Consider the following 23,627-nt stretch of genomic DNA (forward strand, 5'->3'; position numbering starts at 1 on the left):
CATAATTATTTGTGAAGATACGATATATTGTCTTTAATTAATCCATAAGCATTGCGCGCCATCGGCCCAGCTGAGCCAGAAGTGGTAAACGTAATAGTAATTAAACAATTTTTATTTTAACGCGCGCCCTTCATACCAGGCATGACGATACAGGATATATCAAACCGGCGATATTTTTTTAAACAGTCGCTGAAAATGGCATTTTGTTTTGGCTACGGGAATTAAACATGCTTGATTTGGAAAACCTGGAAAAAGCACAAAGAATCAGTCTGACGATGCAAGTTGAGAACAGTTTAAAGGGAGCGTTAATTACGGGCTCATTAAAACCTGGGGCTCGACTCATCACGAAAGAGATTGCGGATAAATTAGGCACCAGCATCACACCAGTGCGCGAAGCCCTGCTGCGCCTGGTGTCGGCAGGCGCATTACAGGCCACGCCTGCTCAGGCGTTTTTGGTGCCAGAGGTTACGCTGGAGCGTTATAACGAAATTAACGCCATCCGAAAACAGCTTGAGCCGATGGCCGTTGCGGCGGCGTGTCAGAATATGACCGAGACCAAACTGGATGCATTACGCGCGCTGTCAGATAACTTCAGCACCGCCATGCATCAGGGCGACGTGCAGAAGGCGATCCATGCCAACCGCGTGTTCCGGTTTACGCTCTATCAGTATGCCGAAATGCCGACCCTGAACTCGCTGATTGAGCAGCTATGGGTACGGATTGGTCCGTGTATCAACTACCTGCACGAAGAGATGAAAGATATCCCTGCCACGACTTACCATTATGCCGATCTGCTTTCTGCGCTTGAGCAAAGGGACGTGACGGCCAGTCGGGAAGCGATCGACCGAGCCATTGATGAAGCCAATATCCTCCTGCAACGGCAATACTACAGTTAAGGATCGCACTGGCGCACTTATTTTTTTATTCGTTTTAAACTTCCCTGAGTATATTCCCGGCGCTTAAGGCTACCGGGAATGATGTTATTTTTTTACCGGCAACGTGCGCTGCCGGAAAATGTTTTACTCAAAGCGATAAGAGACCGACAGGCCCACGCCATAGTTACGGCCAGGGGCGGGTTCGTAATAGCGATTGTAGCCGGCGTTTACAATCTCTGAACCGACGTACTCTTTATCGAACAGGTTATCGACGCGACCAAAGATGTCCATTCCCCATTTGCCGTAATTGAGTTTATACCCGGTATTCAGACCGACCACGGTATAAGAGGGCGCTTTGGCGGTATTGGTGTCGTTTGCCATCACGTCGCTCATGTAGCGGGCATCTGCCCCCGCGTACCAGCCTTCCTCAGGCTCCCAGCCAAACGACGCATACCCCATATTACGGGCAATCCCCGGCATTCGGTTGCCGCTACAATCTGCTTTATCGCAGACGTTGGTACGGTAGGTCGCATCGAGATAGGTCCACGCCATTTTCAGCTTCCAGTTTTCGGCAAACTGCTGGTCAAGCGCAATTTCCACACCCTGACGGCGCGTTTTCCCCGCATTTTTGTAGGTAGTGCGACCATCTTTGTTTTCGTCCACTACGATCTCGTTGTCGGTATCCGTGCGGAACAGCGCCGCCGTCAGGATGCCATTGCCGATGCGGGTTTTGCTGCCAATCTCATAGGTGTTGTTGGTTGACGGTTGCAGGTTGATATTGAGGCCGCCTTTGCCATCAGAACGGTATGAGAGTTCGTTGATGGTAGGGGTCTCAAATCCCCGTCCCGCCGCGGCATACAGGTTCCAGGCGTCGGTCACGGCGTATTTCACCGCACCAGCCGGGAGCCATTTATGGTAGCTGGCGTCACCGCTGTCATCGCCGTTTTGAGGGGTAATGTAATGATCGTTGGAGTCAAACCAGACGGAGCTGTAACGCACGCCCGCCTCAACGGACAGCTTTTGCGTGAGCTGCCATTGGGTTTGCAGGTAGGGATCAAGGTTCCACATCAGGTTACGTTCGTCACGGCGTTTGTTACCCTTCACGCCAAAATCCGGCACGCCGTTGTTCATCACGAAGTTTTCATACCCGCGGCGATTTTCACTCATATTTTCGTAGTTCAGGCCGGTGGTAAACGTTACCGGCACCAGAAGCTCACCGCGGTGGGTCCAGCGGGTATCAATACCCTGATAGTGGCGCTGCATATCAATTACGCCACCCGAATGCGCAGGATTTTCAGTCTGCGCGGTATCCGGAATGGACTGGTACTGGGTCATTTCACGCTCACCGGCGTACATCATCACGCTGAGGTCGTCCTGTTCGCTTAACTGACGGTCGTAGCGGATCCCGGCCTGGGTCTGCTTAATGGTTTTACGCGTGTTGTACTGATCGCCACGGGGTGACTGGCGTGGGTTGTTCTGCCACTCCTGATAACTCAGTCCGCCCGGATCGTTGGCTTTCATGTCGACGCTGTTAAAAATCAGCGTTAGCTTGCTGACATCATCAATGCGTACGCCCAGTTTCGCATTGGCGAGGTTTTTCCGTGCGCCGCTGTGGTCGCGATAGCCATGGGTGGTGAAGCGGGTTGTGGATACCGCATAGTCCACATCCCCCGCCTGAGTCCCGTCGCCCACCGCACCGGTGGCCTTCATGCCGTAACGCCAGGTGCCGTAACTGCCGTAATAGCTGCTGGCTTCAATTGTGGCTGGCTGTTGTCCGGTCTGGGTGTTGATGTTGATTACGCCGCCGGAGGCATTGCCGTACAGGGCAGAGAAGGGGCCGCGCAGCACGTCGACGCTCTCAATGCTGTTGAGGTCTATGTTTGACGTCTGCCCCTGGCCGTCGGGCATGGTTGCCGGAATGCCGTCCACGTACATGCGGATCCCGCGTACGCCGAAGGTTGAACGCGCGCCGAATCCGCGAACGGAAAGTTGCAGATCCTGAGCATAGTTCTGGCGGTTCTGGATTTGCAGGCCAGGCACGCTCCCAAGGGATTCAGAAAGGTTGATGCGCGGTGTGGCATGTCGCATATCCTCGCCGCTCACCACGCTGACTGCGGCCGGGGTGTCCAGTTCGGAGACAGTTTGCGGCGTGGCGCTGACGATCAGGGTCTGTTCATCCGCGGCCATCGCACTCAGCGGGCCAAAAATGACGGGAGCGAACAGCAGGGGTAGTGATGCCTTGCGGGCAGTAATAATTTTCATGGAGTAAACCGGTTAAGAAAAATTCGAACCAAATCAACTGGAACCTGTGTATATATGTTAAATCCTTTGTAAATGTTATGAAAACTATAACCGCACATTTCGTGAATGTAAGGCTTTGAAGGAAAGAAATACTCCACATTCAACTGATTAATGATTACTATTCTCATTAAAATAACGGCAAAGCGATGACTTTGCCCACCGGAAGTGATGTCAGCGGTAAATCTCCTCATTTAAAAAGGAATTGTTATGTCTTTACGTCATCTGTGCTCGCCGCGCCTGCGTGGGTCTCTGCTGTTGGGCTCTTTACTGTTTGCCGGTACGTTCCAGGTTCATGCCGCTGAAGAGATGTTGCGCAAAGCGGTCGGCAAGGGCGCGTATGAAATGGCCGTCAGCCAGCAGGAAAACGCGCTGTGGGTTGCGACGTCACAAAGCCGCAAAACCGATAAGGGCGGCGTGGTTTATCGTCTGGATCCGGTCACGCTGGAAGTGACGCAGGCGATTCATAACGATCTCAAGCCGTTTGGCGCCACGATCGATAACGCCACCCAGACGCTGTGGTTCGGTAACACCGTCAACAGCGCCGTGACGGCGATTGACGCCAAAACGAGCGAGGTGAAAGGGCGCCTGGTGCTGGACGATCGCAAGCGTAGCGACACGGTGAAGCCGCTTCAGCCGCGCCAGCTGGTGGCCGATGACACGACCAATACGGTGTACATTACCGGCATCGGCAAGGAGAGTGTGATCTGGGTTGTTGATGGCGCAACGCTGAAGCTGAAGGACACTATCACGAACACCGGCACGTTCAGCACCGGACTGGCGCTGGATGCGAAGGCAAAACGCCTGTATACCACCAATGCGGACGGCGAGCTGGTGACCATTGATACGGCAACCAACAAAATCCTCAGCCGTAAAAAAGTGCAGGATGACGGAAAAGAGCACTTCTACCTGAACCTGAGCCTGGACACTGCCGGCCACCGTGCGTTCGTGACGGATTCAAAACAGCCAGAAGTGCTGGTGGTGAATCTGAAAGATGGCAGCGTGATGCAGAAAATCGCCGCGCCAGAATCGCTGGCCGTACTGTTTAACCCGGCGCGTAACGAAGCCTATGTGACGCACCGCGAGGCGGGCAAGGTGAGCGTGATCGACGCCAAAACTTACAAAGTGACCAAGACCTACGATACCCCGGTTTACCCGAACAGCCTGGCGCTGTCCGCGGACGGTAAAACGCTGTACGTAACGGTGAAACAGAAATCAACCCGTCAGCAGGAAGCGACCCAGCCTGACGATGTGATTCGTATCGCGCTCTGATGTGGGATTTGCCCGGTGGTGGTGCGCTTACCGGGCATAAAAAAACCATGAAATGCAGGCCGGGTAAGGCGAAGCCGCCACCCGGCTTTTTTATTAACGCGACGTCTCTTCCACCAGTGGACCGTCCTGTTTGTCATCTCCAGGATGAACCGGTGCGGTACTGTGGATTTCATTCACGCGTTTACGAACGCCAAACCAGCCAGCAATCAACAGCACCGCCAGCAGCGGGATTGTGGCGATGGTGTAGGTACCGTTCGGGTAGTCGAAGGCCATCAGCACCAGCACGCTCAGCAGGAACAGCAGGGTAAGCCAGGAGGTCACCGGTGCGCCCGGCAGCTTGAAGCTGACGTCAGCCGCTTTTCCTTCTTTGATCGCTTTGCGCAGACGCATCTGACACACCACAATAAAGGCCCAGGAGGCAATAATGCCCAGTGCAGCGACGTTCAGCACAATCTCAAACACCTGAGACGGCACCAGATAGTTCAGGAACACGCCAAAGATATACACCACCAGAGTGGCCAGAATACCCGCGTAAGGCACCTGCTGCTTGCTCATCTTCGACATAAACTTCGGCGCAGAGCCCCCCATCGACATGGAGCGCAGGATACGGCCCGTCGAATAGAGTCCGGAGTTCAGGCTGGAGAGCGCGGCGGTCAGTACCACGATGTTCATGATGCTGCCCACGTACGGCACGCCCAGCTTAGAGAAGAAGGTTACAAACGGGCTTTGGCCCGCCTGGTATGCGTTCCACGGCAGCAGCAGAACCAGTAGCACCACGGAGCCCACATAGAACAGGCCGATACGCCAGATCACGCTGTTGATGGCTTTTGGCACCATCGTCTGCGGATCTTTGCATTCACCTGCCGCCGTACCGACCAGTTCAATGGAGGCAAAGGCGAACACCACCCCCTGCACCAGAACCAGCGCTGGCAGCAGGCCGTGCGGGAAGAAACCACCGTTATCGGTAATCAGGTGGAAGCCGGTTGCGTTACCGTCCAGCGGTTTACCGGTGCCGAGGAATACGGTCCCGACCACCAGGAAGATCACAATGGCCAGCACCTTAACCAGCGCGAACCAGAACTCCATTTCGGCGAACCATTTCACGCCGATCATGTTCATGGTCCCGACAATTGCCAGCGCTCCGAGGGCGAACACCCACTGCGGCACATCGCCAAACGCGCCCCAGTAGTGCATATACAGCGCAACGGCGGTGATATCGACAATACCGGTCATTGCCCAGTTAACGAAGTACATCCAGCCCGCGACATACGCGGCTTTTTCACCAAGAAACTCGCGGGCGTAAGAGACAAAGCTGCCGCTGGAAGGGCGGTGGAGTACCAGTTCGCCGAGCGCACGAAGGATGAAGAAAGAGAAGATCCCGCACACCAGATAGACCAGGGCGAGAGCGGGGCCAGCCATTTGCAGACGTGCGCCTGCACCTAAAAACAGACCTGTACCGATAGCGCCGCCGATGGCGATCATCTGCACCTGACGGTTGCCCATCGCCTTGTGATAGCCCTCTTCATGAGAGTTCAACCAGCGACGTTTCGCAGCATGATGATCGGCTGCGCTTTTATTGCTTGTTTTCATTGAGTTACCTGTTTGCCTGTCTGAACCATTAACGTGATAGTCCTGCCTGGCAGATGCCGAAACAAACGATTGCTTCTGCGCAGACACATGCTGCCTTTCCAGTCATTCTGTGTATGGATAAGGCAAAACATGGCGAGGCATCCTACCCGCAATTGATAAGCGACGCAAAATATAACCGTGCCGAAAGTGATGCACGTCGAAGGAAATCGTGTGGTCAGAGCAGACGGGGATCACAACGCGCTGAATCGTGGCGTTTTTTTAGGCAAAAAGGTCTGCGAATGCTGATTTAATCATCAGGTTTACTTAATAGTTACTTATAGGTAGAGACTATGTATGCCGCAGGGCTGCAATGAGTAATGCAAAGGCGGTAGTGTGCTGGCGGCGGCTCGGATAATACAGATGGTATCCCGTAAAAGCCGGACACCAGGCTTCAAGCACACCCACTAACCGGCCCTTAGCAAGGGCGTCCTGAACCGCATCTTGCGGAACATACGCCAGCCCCAGACCGTTTTCGGCGGCATCGATGCGCTGCGGCAGGCTGTTGAGGATCAGCTGGCCGTCAACCCGCACGCGCAGCTCACGTCCGTCCCGTTCAAATTCCCAGGCATATAATCCGCCGCGTGTGGGCAGGCGCATATTAATGCAGCGGTGCTGATCGAGCTGCTCCGGCGTTTTCGGTATGCCGAAACGTTGCAAATACTCTGCTGACCCGACAACCGCCATGCGCATGTCCGGCGCAATACGTACCGGTCTTTTAACATGGCGGCTTACTCGATTTATGAATTGAACTCATGGTTCCTTTCTGATTATGCACTCTAATGCTCCCCATGGCTTTACGCTACTGTTAACGCAACAGCAAACGAGGAGTAAATCATGAAAATTATCCGTAGCGGTTCGTTACCTTCCGTTCAGGGTCCAGAGGCCTGGTTTACCGGCAGCGTGCGCATTGACGCGCCTTTCCAGGCGACTGAACCGGCAAAAGTCGGTGGCGCGACCGTCACCTTTGAACCCGGCGCACGTACCGCCTGGCATACGCATCCTCTTGGACAAACGTTGATCGTGACGCAGGGGCGCGGCTGGTTACAGGAGTGGGGGAAAGAGGCGGAACCGCTGAATCAGGGGGATATCGCCTGGATCCCACCCGGCGTGAAGCACTGGCACGGCGCAAGCGCGCAGACGGCGATGACCCATATCGCCATCGCAGAAGCGGTCGAAGGGAGTCCGGTGGCGTGGCTGGAGAAGGTCACCGACGAGCAGTATCCGAACGAGTAGTCTGGCGTTTCGTAAACAAATTATTAACGTTATGATTCGATCCGTTTTCTTCAGCATTTGCAGGCGGAACGGTGAAAATCAATATCATAGGTACCAGCGGAAGTGGGAAAAGCACGTTTGGCAGGCGAATCGCGGAGGCGCTGGCTATCCCTTACATTGAGATGGACAGGCTTTACTGGCGAGCGAACTGGCAGGGAACACCGGACGATGAGTTTCTTGCAACCCTGGAAAAAGCGCTCGCCGCCTCGCCTGACTGGGTCCTGGACGGGAATTACAACCGCACACGCGACGTTAAGTGGCGCGACGTCGATCTGGTGGTGTGGATAGATCGTGGGTTTATCCGCACGCTCTGGCAAGCGGTGACGCGGGCCTCCAGACGCGCCTGGCACAAACAGGAGCTCTGGCCCGGCACGGGGAACCGCGAAAGCTTTCGTCGGTCGTTCCTTAGCAAGGACTCTATTATCATCTGGACGATCAAAACCTGGCGCAGCAACCGCAAACGCTATCAAGCGGATATGCAAAACCCGCAGTACAAACACATTCGCTTTCTCCGCATTACCCGACGGCAGGATGCCGAAAGACTCATTGCCTCGCTTAAATCACGCCGATGACAGACTCTCTATTGCCGTTTTCCGGCAATCCAAATGTAAATTAATTGTTTCTCAGAGGTGAAATCCGCCTTTAATAATGACGACATGTTAAGTCAAACGAGAACGCAACATGTCATGGCGAATCAGCATTCTGGATAAAAGCCCCGTCGCAGAACACGAAACAGCCGCCGATGCGCTGGCGCGAACCTTAGCACTGGCGCAGCAGGCAGAAACGCTGGGTTATCACCGCTTCTGGATTGCCGAACACCACAATACCCCGCAGCTTGCCAGCCCCTCGCCGGAGCTGCTGATTGCCTGGATCCTCGGGCAAACAAAGCGTATTCGCGTGGGCTCAGGCGGCGTCATGCTGCAACATTACAGCCCCTACAAAGTCGCCGAAAATTTTAACGTACTGGCCGCCATTGCGCCGGGCCGGGTTGATCTGGGCGTTGGCAAAGCGCCCGGCGGTCTGCCGCTCTCTACCCGCGCCTTGCAGTACGGCCTAAATCCGCAGGAGAAAGGCAGCTTTGCGGACCAACTGACGCAGCTTGATCGCTGGATCCGCCCTGAAAATCAGTCAGCGGAGGAGGACGTTCGCGCCACGCCGCTGCCGCCGGCGCCTGCCCGGGGATTCCTGCTGGGCGCCAGTACCGAAAGCGTGCTGCTGGCGGCCTCCCTCGACTGGCATTTTGTCTTTGCCGCCCATCTGAATGGTGATCCTGAGCTGCTGCGCGAGGTCGTCACAGCCTGGCGTCAACACAGCGTCCGGGAGGTGATTGTGGCCGTGCAGGTCATTGTTGCCCCAACCCAGGCTGAGGCCGATGCGCTGGCGCAGAAGGTTGAAGTGTGGGGTGTGGAGCTGGCAAACGGACAGCGCGTCACCGTCGCCAGCGAAGAACAGGCCTACGCCTTTGCGCGGCAGGCGGGGAGTGAACCGGTGCGCATTGCGCGTCGGGCGCAGTCTCTGCTGGCCGGAACGGCGGCGTCGGTGCTTGAACAGCTCAACGCGCTGCATCAGCAGTGGGGGATTGACGAATTTATCATCGACACGCCGGTCGCTGATGGCGCAACGCGCGTGCAGTCCCTGCGACTGCTGGCCGAGGCGCGTCTTAACAGGGAGGTTACCGTATGAGCTTTAGCGAACAACTGATTGCCTGGCGCCGTGAGCTGCACCAGAACCCTGAACTCTCCGGTCAGGAGGTCGAAACAACGGCCCGCCTGCGCGAGTGGCTGACGGCAGCCGGGATTGCGCCGCTGCCTTACGATCTCCAGACCGGGCTGGTTGCGGAGATCGGCACGGGCAACGCACTGGTTGCGCTGCGCGCCGATATCGACGCGTTACCCATCGACGAGCGCAGCGGGGTGCCGTTTAGCTCCCGGCGTGCCGGGGTGATGCATGCCTGCGGACACGACATTCACACCAGCGTGATCCTAGGCGCCGCGCTAAAGCTGAAAGAGCGGGAAGCCTCGCTTAACGGTCGCGTGCGGATCCTGTTCCAGCCTGCGGAAGAAAATTTCGGCGGAGCGAAAAGCATGGTGCGGGCCGGGGCGTTACGCGACGTACGCGCGATTTTCGGGATGCATAACGAGCCGTCACTGCCGGTCGGCGAGTTTGCCACGCGCGGCGGCCCGTTCTATGCCAACGTCGATCGCTTCGTTATTCACGTGACCGGCAAAGGCGCGCATGCCGCACGTCCCCATGAAGGCAACGACGCCATCGTGCTGGCAAGCCAGCTGGTAACCGCGCTGCAAAGCGTAGCCAGCCGTAACGTCAATACGCTGGATTCGGTTGTTCTGAGCGTGACGCGCATCGCCGGGGGGAATACCTGGAATGTGCTGCCGGAAAGCGTTGAGCTGGAGGGCACGCTGCGCACGCACCGCACGGAAGTGCAGCAGAACGTGAAAGCGCGCGTCGGTGAAATCGCCGCCGGATTTGCCAGCGCCTTTAGCGCGCAGATCAACATCACCTGGTACGCCGGGCCCACCGCGCTGGTGAACGATGAGCACTGGGCCGTGTTTGCCACCTCGGTCGCGCGCGAAGCGGGATATGAAACCCGGCATGCGGAACTGCACATGGGCGGGGAGGATTTCGCGGTCTATCTGCAAAACATACCCGGCGCGTTTGTCAGCATTGGCAGCAACAGTCCGTTTGGGTTACATCACCCGGCATTTAACCCGGACGAAGCATTAATCGAACCCGCTGCCCGCTATTTTGCTCAGCTCGCGGAAAAAGCCCTGCAACACGTTTAATTAATTTGAGGTGAATATGACTGCACATCGTCAATTGCGGCTGGGGACCATTTTGCATGGTGCATCCGGTAATATGTCTGCCTGGCGCCATCCCGCGGCGGTCGCGGATGCCAGCATTAATTTTGATTTCGTTAAAGAAACGGCTTTAAAAGCAGAAGAGGGCAAGCTCGACTTTATATTTGTGGCCGACGGCCTTTATATTAACGAGAAATCCATTCCGCATTTTTTAAACCGCTTTGAGCCGCTGACGGTGTTGTCCGCGCTGGCGAGTATCACCTCGCGCCTGGGACTGGTCGGCACGTTGTCCACCTCCTACAGCGAGCCCTTCACCGTTGCACGCCAGTTCGCCAGCCTCGATCACCTGAGCAACGGACGCGCGGGCTGGAACGTGGTGACCTCACCGCTGGAAGGGTCAGCGAAGAACTTCTCACGTGAAAAACACCCGGAGCATGCGCTGCGCTACCGCATTGCCGATGAGTATCTCGACGTGGTGAAAGGACTGTGGGATTCCTGGGAAGGGGATGCCTTTATCCGCAATAAAGAGAGCGGACAGTTCTTTGATGCGTCGAAACTGCATACTCTGGATCACCACGGTGATTTCTTCCAGGTTTCCGGCCCGCTGAATATTGGCCGCACGCCGCAGGGACGTCCGATTGTCTTTCAGGCTGGCGCGTCCGACGACGGTAAAAAGCTGGCGGCAAAACACGCTGACGCCATCTTTACCCACCATGACACGCGGGAAGAAGCCCAGGCTTTTTACCGCGATGTTAAACAGCAGCTGGAAAGTCACGGCCGTCGCGCAGGGGATTTACATATATTCCAGGGCGTCAGCGTGATTGTTGGAAACGACGCCGATGACGTAGAAAACCAGTATCAAACTACGGCGGCACTGGTCTCCATTAATGATGCGCTGAATTACCTCGGACGATATTTCGAGCATCACGACTTCAGCCAGTATCCCCTCGACGCGCCGTTCCCGGATATTGGCGATTTGGGCAAAAACAGCTTTCGCAGCACCACCGATGAAATCAAGCGTAACGCCCGTGAGCGCAACTTAACTCTGCGTCAGGTCGCGCTGGAAGCCGCATCGCCGCGCCCGCGTTTTTCCGGCACACCGGAGCAGGTGGCCGATGGTTTACAGGCCTGGTTCGAAGAGAAGGCGGCGGATGGCTTCATCATTCAGGGCGGCACGCCGGACACCTTCCCGCGCTTTGTCGACCAGGTGGTGCCTGTTTTACAGGCGCGCGGCCTGTTCCGCACCGACTATCCCGGCACCACGCTGCGCGAAAGTCTGGGCTTAGACGAGCCCAAAAATCAGTTCACACAACAATAAAAGAGAAAAACGCTATGCAGAAATCATCGCTTATTCTGGCGCTTGCGCTGGCCTTTACCCCTGCCGTCTGGGCAGAGAACGTCAATATTAACGGCACCGGCGTGAGCATTGAGACCAATAAAACGCCGATCAATACCGCCAAAAACAGCGATGCGATCGCGCAACTGCCGAAAGACTATCGCTTTGCCGTGCCGGGGAAATTTACCGTGGCGGTGGCGGGACTGAATCAACCGCCGCTGACGGTCTTTTCCGACGACAACAAAACTCTGCTGGGAAGTGAGGTCGACATTGCGCGTCTGGTATCGGACAGCCTCGGACTGGAGCTGAACGTGGTGCCCACCTCCTGGGAGGACTGGCCGCTGGGGGTTGCCTCCGGGAAATACGACGCGGCTATTAGCAACATCACCGTCACTAAAGCGCGCAAAGAGAAGTTCGACTTCGCCACCTACCGCAAGGATTCACTTGGCTTCTACGTGAAATCCACCAGTCCGATCAACTCGCTTGTGAAGGCAGAGGATATCGCCGGGCTGCGCATCATCGTAGGTTCCGGCACCAACCAGGAGGCCATCCTGCTGGCATGGAACGAAGAGAACCTCAAAAAAGGGCTTAAACCCTTTACGCCGATATACACCAAAGACGACGCGGCCCAAACGCTGGCGCTTCAGTCCGGACGCGCGGACGCCTACTTTGGCCCGAACGTGATCGGTGCCTGGAAAGCGGCGCTTAACGGTAAAACCAAACTGGTCGGCAGCGTCGACGGCGGCTGGCCGAAGGCGGCGCATATCGCGGTGACGCTGAAAAAAGGCAGCGGCCTGGTCGAACCGGTTCAAACCGCGCTGAACGGCGCGATCAAGAACGGAGATTACGACAAGGTGCTGAACCGCTGGGGGGAAGGCGTGGAGCGTATCCCCAGTTCCGAAGTTAACCCGGCGGGTCTGGGCGATTAAGGAGGCGCTATGCGCGAACAATTTCGTGACGTTTCGCCGGAAGATGCCGATCTTCAGCCCATTATCGAGGGGCTTTTTGGTGAATACGCTGCTCGTTACGGCGACTACTTTTCAAAGGATGCGGAAGTCGAGCTGACAGAGTGGTACCTGGCGCCGCAGGGGCTGTTTATCGTTCTGGAGCGCGATGGCGAGATCATCGCCACCGGGGCGTATAAGCCCTTCGACGAACATACCGCAGAGATCAAACGTATCTGGACGAATAAAACGCTGCGCCAGCAGGGGCTGGCCGCTCGCGTGGTACAGGAGCTGGAGCGCCGGGCGGTGCTGGCGGGCTACAGCCACATCTACCTGACCACGGGGTTTCGTCAACCGGAGGCGGTGCGGCTCTATCTCAGCCAGGGGTATCAGCCGCAGTTCGATCTCAACCGCGACCCGGAAGAGTACAGCCAGCCGCCGTTCGACGGTCGGCTGCGTTTCACCAAGACGCTGATCCGCGAAGCGCTCAGCAAAACCGCATAAGGAGCGACGATGAGCAACGTTGAAACCATAAAAGTGGTCCCGGCACGTTATCCGCTGCGCGCTGCTGGCGCCGTGGTGGCGCTGTTTGTGCTGGCGGTCGTGATCCAGTCCGTGGCCTTTAATCCGCGCTGGGAGTGGGCGGTATTTGCCCGCTGGTTCTTCGACCCGGTGATCCTCGAAGGCGTCGGCCAGACGCTGCTGCTGACGTTGATAAGCACCGTACTGAGCGTGGTGATTGGCGGCATGCTGGCGCTGGCGCGGCTCTCGTCATCATGGCTGTTGAGCAGCCTGGCGTGGGGTTACATCTGGCTGTTCCGATCGCTGCCGCTGATCGTGGTGCTGATTATCCTCTATAACTTCTCCTATCTCTACGACACGCTCTCTCTAGGCGTGCCTTTTACCGGCATTACCTGGGGCAGCTTTGAAACCATCAACGTTCTCGGGCAGTTTTCTACCGCCATCGTGGGGCTGACGCTGGTGCAGAGCGCCTATACTGCGGAGATCATTCGCGGGGGCTTCCTTGGGGTCGACCACGGTCAGTATGAGGCGGCCGCTGCGCTAGGTCTGCCGGCGTGGCGTCGCACCGTGCGCATAATTCTCCCGCAGGCGCTGCGCACCATCCTGCCGTCCGGGTTTAACGAAATTATCAGCCTCGCAAAAGGGACGGCGATGGTGTACGTGCTGGCGATGCCGGAACTGTTCTACACGATCCAGATGATCTACAACCGCACCCAGGAGGTGATCCCGCTGTTGATGGTGGGGGCCGTCTGGTATCTGGTGATCACCACCGTACTGTCTGCCATCCAGCATGTTATTGAGCGTGGACTCGCCCGCAGCGAGCGCCGCTCCGCCGTAAACCAGAACCGGGCGGCGAGTCGCTCGCGTTCGGTCACCACTTCGCCAGCACAGGAGCCTGTTCATGCAAGCCTCTCCTGAAGGACACATTTCCATTACCGGCGTCAGTAAGTTTTTTGGCCGACATAAAGCGCTCGATAACGTCACGCTTGAGATCCCGCCGGGCTCCGTGACGGTGATCCTCGGCCCCTCTGGATCGGGAAAATCGACGCTGCTGCGCGCCATTAACCATCTGGAGCGCGTAGACGAAGGCTTTATTCAGATTGACGGGGATTACATCGGCTATCGCCGTCAGGGTGACAAACTCTACGAACTAAAAGAGAGAGAGATCCTCAAACAGCGCGTCAACGTTGGGTACGTGTTTCAGAACTTCAATCTTTTTCCGCATCTCACGGTGCTGGAAAACCTGATTGAAGCACCCATCGCGCATAAAAAGTTCAGTAAAAAAGAGGCTGTTGAAAACGCCTACAGCCTGCTGGATGTGGTAGGACTGCGCGATAAAGCCGATGCCTGGTCGCGTCACCTCTCCGGCGGCCAGCAGCAGCGTATCGCCATTGCCCGCGCGCTGGCGCTGCGCCCGCGCGTGATGCTGTTTGATGAACCAACCTCGGCGCTGGATCCGGAACTGGTTGGCGAAGTGCTGGACGTAATTAAAAAACTCGCCCGTTCCGGCACTACGCTGGTGGTGGTCACCCATGAGATCGGCTTTGCCCGGGAAGTGGCGGACCAGGTGGTATTTATGGTCGACGGTAAAATTGTGGAGCAGGGCAGCAGCGATGACGTTTTAAACCGACCGTCTCATCCGCGAACGCGCCAGTTCCTCTCAAAAGTGCTGTAAGGAGCGCAGATGAAATATGGACTCCTGGCGGGGCTGGTCTTCACGACGGCGAGCCACGCCAGCATTGATTTAAAGGCCAACGAACAGCCGCTGCCGGTGACGGTTGATCAACAGGCAGTGGCGAAAATCCCGGCGAACTATAAATTTGTTGAGCCGGGTACCCTCACGGTGGCGATTTCAGCCCTGAATTCTCCGCCGCTGGCGCTGCTGGCCAGTGATAACCGCACCCGTATTGGCAGCGACCCGGATATCGCCCGGTTGCTGGCGGGCAGTCTGGGGCTGAAGCTGAAGCTGGTGCCAACGGCGTGGGAAGACTGGCCGCTGGGGATCACTTCCGGGCGCTATGACGTGGCGTTGGTGAATATCGCCGTCACCGAGCAACGTAAGGAGAAGTTCGATTTTGCGACCTATCGCGTCGATTCCCTGGCCTTCTCGGTGAAATCCACCAGCAACGTACAGTCGATCACCAGTGCGAAAGATCTGGCCGGGAAAAAGGTGATTGTCGGGTCTGGCACCAATCAGGAGCGTATTCTGCTGGGCTGGAACGAAGAGAATAAAAAGGCCGGGCGCGAGCCTGCGTTGCCGGTTTACCTGACCGACGACGCCTCAGGCAATCTTTATATTCAGTCCGGCAGGGCGGATGTGTTCTTTGGACCGCAGTCCGTTTCGGCCTACAAAGCCGCGTTAACCGGCAAAACCCGCGTCGTGGGTTTAGGCCCGAAGAAAGCCTATGTCGCCACCACAACCAAAAAAGGTAATGGGCTGGTGTATGCGTTGCAGGCTGCGCTGGACGGTGCGATTAAGCGCGGGGAGTATCAAAAGGTGCTGGCGCGCTGGGGGGAAGCGGGCGAAGCGGTGACGTCTTCAGACGTTAATCCGCCCGGGATAACCTACTAATGGTGCTCTATACCCTAAATAATTCGAGTTACAGGAAGGCGGCAAGGGAACGAATCCCCGGGAGCGTACATAAGTACGTGACTGGGGTGAGTGAATGCAGCCAACGCACCTGCAACTTGAAGTATGACGGGTATACACTTAGGGTTTTCATCCCTGAGGGGGCAACATGATCAAACTCTATGGCGTACCTGGCTGGGGATCGGCAATCAGTGAAGTGATGCTGACTCTGGCAGACATCCCGTATCAGTTCGTCAACGTGGACGGGTTTGACCAGCCCGGCCCGCAGCGCGAATTGCTGTTGAAACTGAACCCGCTGTGCCAGGTGCCGACGCTGGAGCTGGAAAACGGGGCGATCGTGACGGAAACCGCGGCGATCGCCCTGATGGTGCTCGACAGACGTCCCGACCTCGCGCCGCCCGTTGGGCAGGCCGAGCGCCAGCAGTTTCAGCGCCTGCTCATCTGGTTTGTGGCGAACGTCTATCCCACCTTTACGTATGCAGATTACCCGGAACGCTGGGTGCCTGATGCCCCGGAACAGTTGAAGAAAAACTGCATTGAGTACCGAAAATCGCTTTATCTGTGGTTCGACAGCCAGCTCAGCGCCTCGCCGTTTGCGTTTGGCAAACAGCTGACGCTGCTTGACGTCTATATTGCCGTTGCGCGTACCTGGGGTCCACGCCATGAGTGGTTTGCCACCAACACGCCTAATATTACCGCCGTCGCGGATGCCGTCTGCGCGCTGCCGGAACTGCACAAGGTGCTAAAAGCTAACGATATAATCTGATAACGTGGAACGCTCACCTATAAAAGGAGCCCTGCCCATGCCACACGTTGATATCAAATGTTTTCCACGCGATCTGACTGACGAACAAAAAACGGCCCTGGCGGCGGATATCGCCGAAGCGATCGCCCGTCATCTGAACAGCAAAGATCGCTCAATCTCCGTGGCGCTTCAGGAGATTCAGGAAGCTGACTGGAAGGCGCAGGTCTGGGATACCGAGATCGGCCCGAAACTGGATGAACTGATTAAGAAGCCCGGCTATTCGATGTAACTTGCCTGCCGGGTGGTGCAATATCACCCGGCGATCCCCACTTTTATTCCCTTTCGCAAAAATCGATAATAAAAACCATAACGATTCCGCTACAATTCATCCTTCCGAACAATATTCGTTAAATCAGCAGGTAAGCACTGCAACTGCACCAGATTAAGTACAAATTAGTAAAAGGATAATTTTTCCATGACAAAATTACCTCAGTTTTCACTCGCCTTTATTCATCCTCGTTACTGGCTCAGCTGGGCAGGCATTGCCGCGCTCTGGTGCACGGTTCAGCTTCCGTACCCGCTGCTGTTGAAAACAGGTCACAGGCTTGGGCGTCTGGCTATGCGCCTGCTTCCACGCCGCGTGGAGATCGCCAGACGAAATCTTGAGCTTTGCTTTCCTGATATGAAAGAGGACGAGCGCGAGCGTTTACTTGAGCGTAATTTTGAATCGGTTGGAATGGGCGTCATCGAAACCGGGATAGCGTGGTTCTGGCCTGACTGGCGCGTGCGGAAACACTTCAGCGTGACCGGCTACGAACATATGGAACAGGCGCGGGCGCAAGGTAGGGGCGTGGTGCTCATTGGCATGCATTTTCTCACGCTGGAATTAGGCGCACGCATCTTTGGCATGCTCAACGCGGGTATTGGTGTGTATCGTCCCAACAATAATGCGTTGCTCGACTGGCTGCAAACGCGCGGTCGTCTGCGTTCCAATAAAACCATGCTTGACCGCTATGACCTGAAGGGCATGATCCGCGCACTGAAGCAAAACGAGATCCTGTGGTATGCCCCGGACCACGACTATGGCAAAACGAATAGCGTGTTTGTGCCGTTTTTTGCCGTCCCGGACGCCGCGACAACTGCCGGGAGCTACATGCTGGTGAAAAGTGCCAGACCGGCCGTGATCCCGTTTGTACCGCGCCGAAAAGCAGATGGCACAGGATATGAACTGCTTATTCTGGAAGATATCAGCGATACCTTGCAGGGAGGCGATAAAGCGTCGGTGGCCACGCAAATGAACAGAGCGATTGAGCGCGCCGTGATGATGGCGCCTGAGCAATATATGTGGCTGCATCGCCGGTTCAAAACCCGCCCTGAAGGCCAGCCGGACCGGTATAAACGCAAAAAACAGGTCGCGTCTACTGCAAGAACCTTATCTGCCAGCGATATTTCGGACCGGTCGAGTATCCAGCAGTAGTCGGTCAGGGCGGATGCTGGTGCGCTCCGCCCTTTATAAATCCTGCCGCGCTGGATAGAATTACCGCATCCACATTGACGGGATGCCCCACATGACCGGAAGAGTCGATTATCATCTAGAAAAATACCTCCTCACCGAAGCCGGCGAGCCGGAACGGCTGACGCGCCAGTGGGCCGAGGTGATGCGCGAGTGTCATGACCAGAAATCCGGGGCAGAAGAGCGGCTGCGTCTCGCGCTGCTGAACGTGGATTATGTGACCAGCTTTGAGCTTCCCTTCCGGTTACTTCTTACCCGTGCACCGCAGCTGATTGATGGCATCAGAAATGAGTTCCAGCTCAGTCAAAAAAATGTCCTGTTCAACGGCAAGCGGTTTGGCTGCGTTTACAGCCTTAAACAGGATTTGAACGGCATTCCAGATGAATTTACCTACCACCTGAAGACCCGTATTCAGCGGATCGATGCCTCCGGCGGTTCGGAAGTGCCTTACCGGCAAATCGCTCAGCAGGTGAAAGCCCCCCGCGAGCGCCTCCAGCTGGCGCTGGAACAGGGGCTTGCGGTCACCGCGCTTGACGGGCTTTTCTGGTTTGGCCTCCAGCGCATAGCCGCCGACGTGCAGCGGTTAAGGAAGACGGGGATGAGAATAGTGACGTCCGATACGGAGGTGTTCGACACCCTTACCGGAACAACACGGCGCATTCCGGTTTATCGTCTTGAGGACGCTGCCGCTACTTAGCCTGGAGCAGGATCGCCAGCAGTCCCGGAAAGCGGGCGTCCAGATCCTCTCTTCTCAGTGAAATCATATTCTCGCGCCCCTGCGGGCGCTGCCAGATCACGCCGCTGTCGCGCAGCACGCGCCAGTGGTGAGTCATAGTGGATTTCACCACCTCTTCCGGGCGCAGCGCGTTACAGCTCAGTTCGCTGCCGTCGGCCAGCCTGCGAATAATCGCTAATCGCAGCGGGTTGCCGAGGGCGAACAGCACATTTTCCAACACTATTTGTTCAGGTTCCGGGTGGTTTGGGATCATCGTTTTCCTGCGTCTCGCGTGAGATTGAGCTATATCAACAATAGGTCAACCGTTAAAAAATAGTTCGATAATACTCGTACAATGGGACTATTATAACAAACGAACGAATACGCGACCATCCCGGTCGTCACAAACCAGTCTTGAAGACTTAAGGAAATATCATGCCCCGACCCATTCCACTCGAACGTTATCGCAACATCGGTATCTCCGCGCATATCGATGCCGGCAAAACAACCACCACTGAGCGCATCCTGTTTTACACCGGGATGAGCCACAAGCTGGGTGAAGTACACGATGGCGCGGCAACCACCGACTGGATGGCGCAGGAGCAGGAGCGCGGGATCACCATTACGTCGGCGGCGGTAAGCTGTTTCTGGCCTGGTATGGACAGAGGCTTTGAACCGCACCGCATCAATATTATCGACACCCCCGGGCACGTGGATTTCACCATTGAGGTGGAACGTTCCATGCGTGTGCTCGACGGCGCGGTAATGGTCTATGACTCCGTCGGTGGCGTGCAGCCGCAGTCGGAAACCGTCTGGCGTCAGGCGAATAAATATCATGTTCCGCGTCTGGCATTCGTCAACAAAATGGACCGCCCGGGCGCAGATTTCTTCCGCGTGGTGCGGATGATGCAGGAGCGGCTGAAAGCCAATCCTGTCCCGATTGTGATCCCCGTGGGGGCAGAAGAACACTTCACCGGCGTGGTGGATCTCATCAAGATGCGCACCATTCTGTGGGACGATGCGACGCAGGGCATGGCATTTAGCTACGCGCCGGTGCCTGACGATCTGCTGAGTACCGCCCAGACGTGGCGAGAAAAAATGGTCTCGTCTGCGGCAGAAGCCAGCGATGAGCTTATGGATAAGTATCTTGAGACGGGCGAACTGGATGAAGCGGAAATCATCAAAGGACTGCGGATCCGGACTATCTCCGGTGAAATACAGCCCATGCTGTGCGGCAGCGCTTTCAAGAACAAGGGCGTGCAGCGCATGCTCGACGCGGTGATTGAATTGATGCCGTCTCCACTGGACGTGCCCGCTATTGATGGGGTAGACGAAGACGGACAGCACGCCGAGCGCCACCCAAGCGATGATGAACCGTTCTCGGCGCTGGCCTTCAAGCTGATGAGCGATCCGTACGTCGGCCAGTTGACCTTCATCCGCGTCTATTCCGGCATACTGCGTAAAGGCGACGCGGTGTACAACCCGGTGAAGGGCAAGAAAGAGCGTATCGGGCGCATCGTGCTGATGCATGCCAACGATCGCCATGAGGTGGACGAGCTGCGCGCAGGGGATATCGCAGCCTGTGTCGGGCTGAAAGACGTCACCACCGGTGACACGCTGACCGACCCGAATGCGGTGATCACCCTTGAACGGATGGAGTTCCCGGATCCGGTTATTTCGTTGGCGATTGAGCCGAAAACCAAGGCCGATCAGGAGAAAATGGGGATCGCCCTACAGCGCCTGGCGGCGGAAGATCCGTCGTTCCGCCTGCACACGGACGAAGAGTCCGGTCAGACGATTATCTCCGGGATGGGCGAGCTGCATCTGGAGATCATCGTCGACCGCATGAAGCGCGAGTTTGGCGTTGAGGCGAACATTGGTCGTCCGCAGGTCACCTACCGTGAAACCCTGCGTAAAGCGGTGAAGGATATTGAAGGTAAATTTGTCCGACAGTCCGGCGGGAAAGGGCAGTACGGTCATGTGGTCCTGAGCCTTGAGCCGTTAGCAGCCGGGAGTGGTTTTGTGTTTGAAGATGCCACCAAAGGCGGGGTGGTGCCGCGGGAGTACATCCCGTCGGTGGAAAAAGGGTTGCGAGAAGCCATGAATACGGGTGTGCTGGCGGGCTATCCGGTGGTGGATGTGAAAGCGACCCTGACGTTTGGTTCTTACCATGACGTTGACTCCTCGGAGATGGCCTTCCGCATGGCGGCGATCCTCGGCTTCAAAGAGGGCGCACGGCGGGCGGACCCGGTTATTCTTGAGCCGGTCATGCACGTTGAGGTGGAAACGCCGGAAGAGTATGCCGGGAACATTATGGGCGATCTCTCCTCCCGTCGCGGCCTGGTGCAGGGGATGGCAGAGCAGTACGGCAGCCAGATTATTCGCGCTGACGTCCCGCTGGCTGAGATGTTTGGTTATGCCACCACGCTGCGCTCGATGTCCCAGGGGCGCGCGACGTATACGATGGAATTCCATCATTTTGCGGAAGCTCCGCGGAATGTGGCGGATGAGATTATTGCGAAGCGTGTGAAGAGTTAATTAATTGCACATGGTAGTCATTTGGCTACCATGTGTCTTTATTATCGCGACAGGGAGTTTATGCCTGTTACTTAATTAGCGTCGCCGATCGCACTTTCCATTTTCCTTGCTCTTCAACGAGACAATCTGCAATAACATGATCTTGCTTCTTACCAAATGCGACATAGACGTTTGTGCATACGGCGTCAAAATCAGAATGTAAGACGGTTATCTGATTCCAGTCATCATCCCAGTCCTGCGCTTTGATAAACATATCCGCATCGGGCATATCTTTATCGTTACTGTCGCCAGAGTACATTTCTTTAATTGCTGCAATGGTCCCTGAGGCTACGTACTCGTTCATAATGTCTGGATTGAGTACGGGTGGTTTGTTCTGATCTAACTGCGCTATATACCATTGATTGAATTTAAGTGCCGCCTGACCCGGTGCATAAATATTTTCTGCGGCCGCGAGCGGAGACAGGGCGAAAAGTAAAAAGTAGAGTGGTTTCATTAATCATGCCTGAACAGTTCGTAATGAGGTTGTATGTTGCGGTAAGCCTGCCCAGGATACATGGTGCGTTGCACAAAATCGCTGATCCACTGTTGACCATCGTATATACAAACGTGACCGCTATCATGACCAACTATATTTTGGATAACTGCGACGTCACCAGCATGGGGTTGATCATATACCAGGTGAAAGCCTGCATTGACTAATGTGCGCCCCATATCTTTTGCCAGACGCGTGTTGGGGAGTTTTAATCGACCACCCGCTCTGATCGCTTCTGTTACGTAACGAGCACAATTACCCGTGCTGCTGGGCTGCGCGTGTGATTTCGCATATGATATTGCGCCATCTTTGTTCCATGACATGGATATTTCCTTTACGAAAGATTGTTTATACAACAGCTTCTGAAATATCCTCCGTTTAACATCGTCATGATAAACATAAAATGCCATAGAAATTTTATATAATTCATATGGGTATAATTAAAAAATCATTCCAGCGCCTTCACCATTTTCCCGCTCGCGACAAACGTACCCGCTCCCAGATGATGCAGCGTATTCAGCTTATCCCCGTCAAACTGCCAGCGTCCGGCGACAAATGCGCGTTCATCCGCCGCGGCGGAAACCACTTCGCCAAACAGAGTGTCATATTTCTCTGCCGCAGAGGTGACAGGTAATAACCGGCACTCCATCCAAGCCAGACATTTCTCTTCTATAACCGGCAGGTCAAGCTCAGGGCCATAAATAACCGGGATCCCGTAGCAGTTAAATTTATCCTCGTCGCGCCCGCTGACGCTGCCGACCGCCCAGGTCCAGTTGGCTGCCGCCACGCCGGGGATCACAATGCCGAATTTCCCGCTGCGTTCGATCAACTCCCGTGACCACGCGCTTTTGTCTACCACAATCGCGATACGCGGGGGTTCAAATTCCACCGGCATAGACCATGCGGCGGCCATGACATTGCGACGATCGATGGTCTCATCCCGGCTGGTGATGAGCACGGTTGGACCGTGATTCAGAAGGCGGCTGGCGTGACGTAATTCAACAGGGCGAAAGTGGCTCATAGGATCTCCTCGTGTACACGATGAGTATGACGAAAAAGCACTTTTACGCATATGCAAAAGGGAAAATAGTTTATAAACAGGGGATATCACCTCCTGGAGCAAATCATGTCCCCATTTCTGAGTGCTTATTTTGCCCGCACGGGCTGGCAGCAGCCCGTACAGGTTAATATCGATACCCTGCGGGGGCTGCATTTACACCATAACTGCGCGATCCCCTTCGAAAATATCGACGTCGTTTTGCCGCGGGAAATCCATCTGGACGACGGGTGTCTGGTGGATAAACTGGTCACCGCACGTCGAGGGGGGTATTGCTTCGAGCAAAACGGCTTGTTTGAGCGGGTATTGCGCGAAGTCGGGTTTACGGTGCGCAGCGTGCTGGGGCGGGTTGTGCTGGCCAATCCGTCGCAGATGCCGCCGCGTACGCACCGGTTGCTGCTGGTTGAGCTGAACGGCGAGCGCTGGATCGCCGATGTGGGATTTGGCGGACAAACGCTGACGGCGCCGATTCGTTTGATCGCCAACGAGGAACAGGAAACCCCGCACGGGCGTTATCGTTTGCTGAGCGAGGGTAACGACTGGATACTGCAATTCCGCCATCACGACCACTGGCAGTCGATGTACCATTTTGACCTGGCGACCCAGTACTTCAACGATTACGTGATGGGAAACTTCTGGTCGGCGCACTGGCCGCAGTCCCATTTCCGTCATCACCTGCTGATGTGTCGCCACCTGCCGGACGGGGGCAAGCTAACGCTGACCAACTTTAATTTTACCCACTGGCAGAACGGTCATGTGGAAGAGCAGATCCATTTGCCGGATGCGGAGGCGCTGTATCAGCTGATGCAGGCGCGGTTTGGCCTGGGCGTTGATGACCCGAAGCACGGCTTTACCCTGGCAGAGCTGACGGCCGTGATGGCGGGGTTTGATACGCATCCGCAGGCGGGGAAATAGCCCGGTGGCGGCTACGCCTTACCGGGCCTACGGGAGTGTGAACGTAGGTGGAATAAGG

22 protein-coding genes and 2 pseudogenes are annotated in these 23,627 nt (G+C 56.0%); 17 read left to right on the forward strand and 7 right to left on the reverse strand.

All coding sequences use genetic code 11. The features are described 5' to 3' along the window. Positions 1 to 227: 227 nt before the first annotated feature. Entirely contained in the window at positions 228 to 896 is a 669-nt protein-coding gene (locus tag DD597_RS11470; protein ID WP_003856981.1) for a GntR family transcriptional regulator, read from the forward strand. Between the two features lie 123 nt (positions 897 to 1,019). Here the strand turns inward: DD597_RS11470 and pqqU are convergent, their stop codons facing one another. Beyond that, positions 1,020 to 3,137: a TonB-dependent receptor PqqU gene (pqqU, locus tag DD597_RS11475; RefSeq protein ID WP_023314203.1), complete on the reverse strand. Its 2,118-nt coding sequence runs from the start codon at positions 3,135 to 3,137 to the stop codon at positions 1,020 to 1,022. Between the two features lie 246 nt (positions 3,138 to 3,383). On the opposite strand from pqqU, the gene DD597_RS11480 reads away from it, so the two are divergent. Further along, positions 3,384 to 4,445, forward strand: a complete 1,062-nt coding sequence (locus DD597_RS11480; protein ID WP_032658537.1) for a YncE family protein — start codon at positions 3,384 to 3,386, stop codon at positions 4,443 to 4,445. Positions 4,446 to 4,538: 93 nt separating this feature from the next. Here the strand turns inward: DD597_RS11480 and ansP are convergent, their stop codons facing one another. Continuing rightward, on the reverse strand, positions 4,539 to 6,035 hold the full coding sequence (gene ansP, locus DD597_RS11485; RefSeq protein ID WP_022648235.1) for an L-asparagine permease: 1,497 nt from the start codon (positions 6,033 to 6,035) through the stop codon (positions 4,539 to 4,541). 327 nt (positions 6,036 to 6,362) lie between these two features. Continuing rightward, positions 6,363 to 6,782, reverse strand: a pseudogene (locus DD597_RS11490) (LysR substrate-binding domain-containing protein); the annotation flags it as partial. Positions 6,783 to 6,908: 126 nt separating this feature from the next. Here DD597_RS11490 and DD597_RS11495 point away from each other — a divergent pair. From DD597_RS11495 to DD597_RS11560, 13 genes and pseudogenes are all read left to right on the forward strand, one after another. Beyond that, positions 6,909 to 7,307 (forward strand): cupin domain-containing protein, encoded by a 399-nt coding sequence (locus tag DD597_RS11495; RefSeq protein WP_003856991.1) that lies wholly within the window; start codon positions 6,909 to 6,911, stop codon positions 7,305 to 7,307. Between the two features lie 71 nt (positions 7,308 to 7,378). Beyond that, positions 7,379 to 7,918, forward strand: coding sequence for a shikimate kinase (locus DD597_RS11500; RefSeq protein WP_003856993.1), 540 nt, complete (start codon positions 7,379 to 7,381; stop codon positions 7,916 to 7,918). A 109-nt stretch (positions 7,919 to 8,027) separates the two neighbouring features. Beyond that, positions 8,028 to 9,029 (forward strand): MsnO8 family LLM class oxidoreductase, encoded by a 1,002-nt coding sequence (locus DD597_RS11505; RefSeq protein WP_045342988.1) that lies wholly within the window; start codon positions 8,028 to 8,030, stop codon positions 9,027 to 9,029. After that, positions 9,026 to 10,147 carry an amidohydrolase gene (locus DD597_RS11510; RefSeq protein ID WP_003856998.1) on the forward strand — a complete coding sequence of 374 codons (1,122 nt, stop codon included), beginning with the start codon at positions 9,026 to 9,028 and terminating at the stop codon, positions 10,145 to 10,147. The genes DD597_RS11505 and DD597_RS11510 overlap by 4 nt, the downstream gene beginning before the upstream one ends. 16 nt (positions 10,148 to 10,163) lie before the next feature. Continuing rightward, positions 10,164 to 12,427: pseudogene (locus tag DD597_RS25140) on the forward strand (NtaA/DmoA family FMN-dependent monooxygenase). A 9-nt stretch (positions 12,428 to 12,436) separates the two neighbouring features. Then, a complete protein-coding gene (locus DD597_RS11525) occupies positions 12,437 to 12,946 on the forward strand; it encodes a GNAT family N-acetyltransferase (RefSeq protein WP_003857004.1) in 510 nt (169 codons plus the stop codon). A gap of 9 nt (positions 12,947 to 12,955) precedes the next feature. Then, positions 12,956 to 13,882 (forward strand): amino acid ABC transporter permease, encoded by a 927-nt coding sequence (locus DD597_RS11530; RefSeq protein WP_003857005.1) that lies wholly within the window; start codon positions 12,956 to 12,958, stop codon positions 13,880 to 13,882. Next, positions 13,866 to 14,639: an amino acid ABC transporter ATP-binding protein gene (locus DD597_RS11535; protein WP_003857007.1), complete on the forward strand. Its 774-nt coding sequence runs from the start codon at positions 13,866 to 13,868 to the stop codon at positions 14,637 to 14,639. The genes DD597_RS11530 and DD597_RS11535 overlap by 17 nt, the downstream gene beginning before the upstream one ends. Positions 14,640 to 14,648: 9 nt before the next feature. Then, positions 14,649 to 15,536, forward strand: coding sequence for a transporter substrate-binding domain-containing protein (locus tag DD597_RS11540; RefSeq protein WP_003857009.1), 888 nt, complete (start codon positions 14,649 to 14,651; stop codon positions 15,534 to 15,536). A 166-nt stretch (positions 15,537 to 15,702) separates the two neighbouring features. Beyond that, a complete protein-coding gene (locus tag DD597_RS11545; RefSeq protein ID WP_006810732.1) occupies positions 15,703 to 16,320 on the forward strand; it encodes a glutathione S-transferase family protein in 618 nt (205 codons plus the stop codon). Positions 16,321 to 16,357: 37 nt separating this feature from the next. Beyond that, complete coding sequence (pptA, locus tag DD597_RS11550) at positions 16,358 to 16,588, forward strand: tautomerase PptA (RefSeq protein ID WP_032609265.1); 231 nt, start codon at positions 16,358 to 16,360, stop codon at positions 16,586 to 16,588. A 186-nt stretch (positions 16,589 to 16,774) separates the two neighbouring features. Then, on the forward strand, positions 16,775 to 17,776 hold the full coding sequence (locus DD597_RS11555) for a Kdo(2)-lipid IV(A) acyltransferase (RefSeq protein WP_045336328.1): 1,002 nt from the start codon (positions 16,775 to 16,777) through the stop codon (positions 17,774 to 17,776). A 91-nt stretch (positions 17,777 to 17,867) separates the two neighbouring features. Further along, entirely contained in the window at positions 17,868 to 18,509 is a 642-nt protein-coding gene (locus tag DD597_RS11560; RefSeq protein WP_023296669.1) for a hypothetical protein, read from the forward strand. Here DD597_RS11560 and DD597_RS11565 read toward each other — a convergent pair. After that, positions 18,502 to 18,801, reverse strand: a complete 300-nt coding sequence (locus DD597_RS11565) for a helix-turn-helix transcriptional regulator (protein ID WP_000612740.1) — start codon at positions 18,799 to 18,801, stop codon at positions 18,502 to 18,504. The genes DD597_RS11560 and DD597_RS11565 overlap by 8 nt on opposite strands. 161 nt (positions 18,802 to 18,962) lie before the next feature. Here DD597_RS11565 and fusA point away from each other — a divergent pair, with 161 nt between their 5' ends. Further along, a complete protein-coding gene (fusA, locus tag DD597_RS11570; protein ID WP_003857019.1) occupies positions 18,963 to 21,065 on the forward strand; it encodes an elongation factor G in 2,103 nt (700 codons plus the stop codon). A gap of 67 nt (positions 21,066 to 21,132) precedes the next feature. On the opposite strand, the gene DD597_RS11575 is transcribed toward fusA, so the two are convergent. The 3 genes from DD597_RS11575 to DD597_RS11585 all read right to left on the reverse strand — a co-directional run bounded on the left by DD597_RS11575 (position 21,133) and on the right by DD597_RS11585 (position 22,618). Beyond that, a complete protein-coding gene (locus tag DD597_RS11575) occupies positions 21,133 to 21,558 on the reverse strand; it encodes a DUF3828 domain-containing protein (RefSeq protein WP_003857021.1) in 426 nt (141 codons plus the stop codon). Then, on the reverse strand, positions 21,558 to 21,920 hold the full coding sequence (locus DD597_RS11580; protein WP_022651231.1) for a hypothetical protein: 363 nt from the start codon (positions 21,918 to 21,920) through the stop codon (positions 21,558 to 21,560). Before DD597_RS11580 ends, DD597_RS11575 begins: the two co-directional genes overlap by 1 nt. A gap of 125 nt (positions 21,921 to 22,045) precedes the next feature. Beyond that, positions 22,046 to 22,618 carry a flavin reductase family protein gene (locus DD597_RS11585; RefSeq protein ID WP_003857024.1) on the reverse strand — a complete coding sequence of 191 codons (573 nt, stop codon included), beginning with the start codon at positions 22,616 to 22,618 and terminating at the stop codon, positions 22,046 to 22,048. A gap of 105 nt (positions 22,619 to 22,723) precedes the next feature. Between DD597_RS11585 and nhoA the strand changes: the two genes are divergently transcribed. Beyond that, positions 22,724 to 23,569, forward strand: a complete 846-nt coding sequence (nhoA, locus tag DD597_RS11590; protein WP_003857025.1) for an N-hydroxyarylamine O-acetyltransferase — start codon at positions 22,724 to 22,726, stop codon at positions 23,567 to 23,569. The last annotated feature ends 58 nt before the right edge of the window (positions 23,570 to 23,627 follow it).

The organism is Enterobacter cloacae complex sp. 677-3DZ2D5B, from assembly GCF_004136695.1.
In the GTDB taxonomy this organism is placed as follows: Bacteria; Pseudomonadota; Gammaproteobacteria; order Enterobacterales; family Enterobacteriaceae; genus Enterobacter; species Enterobacter hormaechei_C.